Origin of the sequence: Herbaspirillum sp. B65 (assembly GCF_000333555.1) — a bacterium.
Lineage (GTDB): Bacteria > Pseudomonadota > Gammaproteobacteria > Burkholderiales > Burkholderiaceae_D > Herbaspirillum > Herbaspirillum rubrisubalbicans.
In genome coordinates this window covers 1-3,205 of sequence record NZ_BADI01000721.1, presented here as the reverse complement: position 1 = coordinate 3,205, position 3,205 = coordinate 1, and the positions used below count along the sequence as shown (strand labels likewise).

General features: G+C 62.2%; 3 protein-coding genes and 1 pseudogene. All 4 read left to right on the top strand.

Annotation, left to right across the window (positions count from 1 at the left end):
- Positions 1 to 223, top strand: a 223-nt coding sequence (locus I5W_RS30055; RefSeq protein WP_217284450.1) for a 2-methylaconitate cis-trans isomerase PrpF family protein, incomplete at its 5' end; no start/stop codon positions are given.
- A gap of 70 nt (positions 224 to 293) precedes the next feature.
- Entirely contained in the window at positions 294 to 653 is a 360-nt protein-coding gene (gene panD, locus I5W_RS17015) for an aspartate 1-decarboxylase (RefSeq protein ID WP_044530109.1), read from the top strand.
- A 385-nt stretch (positions 654 to 1,038) separates the two neighbouring features.
- Positions 1,039 to 2,009: pseudogene (locus I5W_RS17010) on the top strand (NAD(P)H-dependent flavin oxidoreductase).
- Between the two features lie 20 nt (positions 2,010 to 2,029).
- Positions 2,030 to 3,205: acyl-CoA dehydrogenase family protein (locus I5W_RS17005; protein ID WP_044530108.1), on the top strand; the 1,176-nt coding region annotated here is incomplete at its 3' end.

Genomic DNA, 3,205 nt, shown 5'->3' with positions numbered 1-3,205 from the left:
CAGGCGATACGGAACGGCGGTGGTGGCGACCGCTGCTGCCGCCGCGATTCCCGGGACGCTGGTCAGCCTCGTGGCGGGTGGGCGCCCGCACGTCACAGTACGGCTTGGTCATACGTCCGGCGTCGTGTGTGCCAGCGCCGATGCGCGCCAGATCGGTGGCGAGTGGATTCTGATCAAAGTCGTCGTGGACGGCCGCGCGCGACGCATGGGTACGTCGTCATAGCGGCGCCGTTCGGCCTTGCCGGCGCCGCCCTCGGAAATAACACATTCAGGTTAAGGAAATATCCATGTCCATGCAACGTATCATGCTGCGGTCAAAATTGCATCGGGTCACCGTCACCCAGGCTGACCTGAACTACGAAGGCTCGTGCGGGATCGATGTCGACTTGCTGGAAGCAGCCGGCATCTGGGTCAACGAAAAAATCGAGCTGTACAACGTGAACAACGGGCAGCGCTTCTCGACCTACGCGATACCGGGAGCGCGTGGCAGCGGCGAAATCTCGCTCAACGGCGCCGCCGCGCGTCTTGCCCACCTGGGCGACCTGCTGATCATCTGCACCTACGCTCCGATGACCGAAGCACAGGCGGAGACCTATGTTCCCAAGATCGTCTTTGTCGATGCACATAACAAAATCACCGGTATCAAAAGATAGAGAGCCACGACGGCGGCCGCCGCGCCGTCGAATTGCTTGTCATTGCGGTGCGCCCACAATTCTTCCGCCCGGTGCCGATCCGGCCACCGACAATCACCGGTATGCCGACGACGATCACGGCGCTCGATTAGTGCGCAATGCCTGCGCCCGTGCAATGGCGCGCGAAGCGCTTCGATGATTATAGAACATCGTTCTAAAACGTAAACATTTTGATGGGTCGGGACGTGTGGCACGCGACACCCGGGGACGTTCTGTCGCTTCGATATCCAGAATTGCGTGCTCTGGTGTGACTGCGTCGGAAAAATCCGCATGGCCGGCTTGTTGAAACTGATGAACAGTGTTCTAATATAGAAACGACGTTCAATAATTTTAAAGGCGAAGATAGATGAAAACTCGCGTTACAGAAATTCTTGGTATCCGCTATCCGATCGTCCAGGGCGGTATGCAGTGGGTTGGTCGCGCCGAACTTGCGTCGGCCGTGTCCAACGCGGGCGGCCTCGGCATGATTACCGCGCTGACCCAGCCGACACCCGAAGAGCTGGCGCGCGAGATCCTGCGCTGTCGCACCATGACGGATCGCCCCTTCGGCGTAAACCTGACGACCCTGCCATCGATCAAGCCGCCGCCTTACGCCGACTATGTGGAAGCCCTGCTCGATGCCGGCATCGACATCGTCGAGACGGCCGGTAACACGCCACTGGCACTGGTCGAGCGCATGAAGTCGGGTGGGGTGCGCATCCTCCACAAGTGCACTTCGGTGCGCCATGCGCTATCGGCGCAAAAGCGCGGCGTGGACGTCATCAGCATCGACGGGTTCGAATGCGCCGGCCATCCGGGCGAGGATGACGTGTCCAATTTCGTGCTGATCCCTGCCGCCGTACGGGCGCTGAGCATACCGGTCATCGCGTCTGGAGGTATCGGCACTGGCGCTGGCATGGCCGCCGCCTGGCGCTGGGTGCGGAAGGCATCAACATGGGAACCCGTTTCATGGTCACGCGCGAAGCGCCGATCCACGACAAGGTCAAGCAAGCCTTGGTAAGCGCCGACGAACGCGACACGCGGCTGTTGTTCCGTACCCTGAACAATACGTCGCGGGTGTGGCGCAATGCCATCGCTGACGAGGTGCTGGCGATCGAAGGCAGGCCGGGTGGCTGCACGTTCGACGAGGTCCGGCCTCTGGTGGCTGGCGCGAAAGGCAGGCATGCCATGGAAACGGGTGAACTGGATGCCGGCGTGATCACCGCCGGTATGGTGCTCGGCCTGATCGACGACATTCCGTCCTGCGCGGAACTGGTCGAGCGCATCGTGGCGGACTGCCGGGCCGCGCTCGAGCGGGCGCGCGCACTCACCGCATAAAACCGTACCAAGGACAGCCCATGGAGTTTCACATCGATCCTGTCAACGAAAGCTTCCGCGAGGAGGTAAGGGCCTTCCTGCGGGAACATCTGCCGCCCGACATGGCCTGGCGCGGCCAGCAGGGTTACCTGGCAGGTGCCGATGATTCGCAGCGCTGGACGAAGATCCTGCACGAGACGCGCGGCTGGTCGGTGCCGCACTGGCCGGTCGAGTACGGCGGCACCGGCTGGACCGCCGCGCAGCGCTACATCTTTGAGGAAGAGTGCTACCTGGCCGGCGCCCCGGCGCAGAACCAGGCCGGAGTGGCGCTGGTCGGCCCGGTCATCATCGAGTTCGGCAACGAAGAACAGAAAAGGCGCTTCCTGCCGCCGATCCAGCGCGGCGAGCTGTTCTGGGTGCAGGGATTTTCCGAGCCAGGCGCCGGTTCCGATCTGGCCTCGCTGCGTACCAGTGCCGTGCGCGATGGCGATCACTATATCGTCAATGGCCAGAAGATCTGGACCAGCTTTGGTAGCCACGGCCAATGGAACTTCGTGCTGGTGCGTACCGATGCGCACGCCAAGCCGCAGAAAGGGATTTCCTTCCTGTTGCTCGACATGAATACGCCGGGTGTCACCGTGCGGCCGATCGCCAGTCTGGATGGCTGTTCGCACCTGGCTGAGGTGTTTTACGACAACGTACGGGTTCCGGCGGAAAACGTGATCGGGGAAGTGAACCATGGCTGGGGGTACACCAAGTTCCTGCTGTTTAATGAACGCGCCTTCCTCGGCGCCGAAGCGCCGGCTCTGAAGCGCTACCTTGCCAAGATCCGCAATTACGCCATGCGCGAACGTGAAGGAGAGCGCCCGTTGCTCGAGGATCCGGTGTTCGCGGCGCGCCTGGCGCAATACGAGCTCGAGGTCCTGGCGATCGACATGGCCGTGCAAAAGGTGTTGTACCAGGGCGTCAGCGAATTGAACGGCGGCATGGCGGTGGGTTCCATTCTCAAGGTGCGCGGCTCCGAACTGCACCAGAAGCTCACCGAAATGCTCGTCGAAGTCCTCGGCGACTACGGCGCCGTGTTCTACCCGGACCCGAACGAGGACCTGGCGTTGCGCGGCCGCACTTTTCCCGGTCCGGATTTTGCGCCCGGCCTGGCCGCCGAGCTGTTCTACCGGCGCGCTTGCACGATCTACGGCGGGACCGCTGAAATTCAG